The organism is Streptomyces fuscigenes (assembly GCF_021556455.1).
Taxonomy (GTDB): Bacteria; Actinomycetota; Actinomycetes; order Streptomycetales; family Streptomycetaceae; genus Streptomyces; species Streptomyces fuscigenes.
In genome coordinates, this window is record NZ_JAKGCV010000772.1 from 1 (window position 1) to 1,228 (window position 1,228).

A 1,228-nucleotide genomic window follows, 5' to 3' on the forward strand; every position below is an offset into this window, starting at 1 on the left:
GTCAGTCCCAGGACGCGCGGGCCGGGGGCAGCGCCGCGATGTCGGCGAGGTCGGCCGCCGTCAGGCGCAGTCCCGCCGCGGCCGCGTTCTCCACCGCCCACTCCGCGCGCTTCGTGCCCGGCAGCGCCACGACCTGCGGCGCCTGTGCGAGCACCCAGGCCAGCGCCACCTGCGCCGGGGTCGCCCCGTGCCGCTCGGCGACCCGTCGCAGGCCCGCCACCAGCGGCTGGTTGGCCGCCATCATCTCCGCGGTGAAACGCGGGTGCCGGGCCCGTACGTCGTCCTCCTCGAAGCCCTGTCCCGGCGTCAGCGTGCCGGTGAGGAAGCCGCTGCCGAGCGGCATCGCCGCCAGAAAGCCCGTGCCCCGCTCCCGGCACCACGGCAGCAGCAGCTCCAGCGCCTCGGGCGCCCACACCGACAGCTCCGCCTGCACCGCGCTGACCGGGAAGACCTGCTGCATCCGGGCCAGCTGGCGCACGGCGGCCGCGTACGGCGCCTCCGCCGGCCGGCCGCCCCGTCCCGGCCGGCTGCTCCCGCCGCCGCCCGGACCGTCCCCGGGCCCCAGCGCGCACACGCCGAGCGCCCGCACCTTGCCCGCGGTCACCAGCTCCGCCATGGCGCCCCAGGTCTCCTCCACCGGTATCTCCGGGTCGGCGCGGTGCAGCTGGTACAGGTCGATCACGTCCGTGCGCAGCCGCCGCAGCGAGGCGTCGCACGCCCGCCGCACGTACTCGGGCCTGCCGTCGGCGACCAGATGCGAATCGCCCACGAGCAGACCGCACTTGGTGGACACGAACGCCTCGGCCCGCCGCCGGGCCAGCACCCGGCCGAGCAGCAGCTCGTTGGTGAAGGGGCCGTACATGTCGGCGGTGTCCAGCAGGTCGGCCCCGGCGTCGAGCGCCGCGTGCACCGTCCGCTCCGAACTCTCGCCCCGCCGCTGCGAACGGCTGTACGCCCAGCTCATCGGCATGCATCCGAGCCCGACCGCGCCCGCAACGAGCACACCCGCGCCGATCGTCCTGCGCTCCACCTGCGCGAACCCCTCCTCACCTCCCCCGCCGGGGAAGGCCTCCAGTCAACCTCATCATGATCGCTACCGGCCGGGGAGGTCCCGCCCGGGGACGCGGTGCCCGGGCGGGGCGGCGGCGAGGTCGCGAGGCGGCCGGCGCGAGACCCTACGCGAGGGGCGGACGCGGTGGACGCAAGCCGCGTCGAAGCGCCGGGTGGG

Annotated in this window: 1 protein-coding gene; it reads right to left on the reverse strand. The window is 76.6% G+C overall.

The window, feature by feature from the left end:
- Window position 1 precedes the first annotated feature (1 nt).
- The gene (locus tag L1885_RS28460; protein WP_235800019.1) at window positions 2-1,030 is read right to left on the reverse strand and encodes an aldo/keto reductase; all 1,029 of its coding nucleotides are present in this window, start codon (window positions 1,028-1,030) and stop codon (window positions 2-4) included.
- Between the last annotated feature and the right edge of the window lie 198 nt (window positions 1,031-1,228).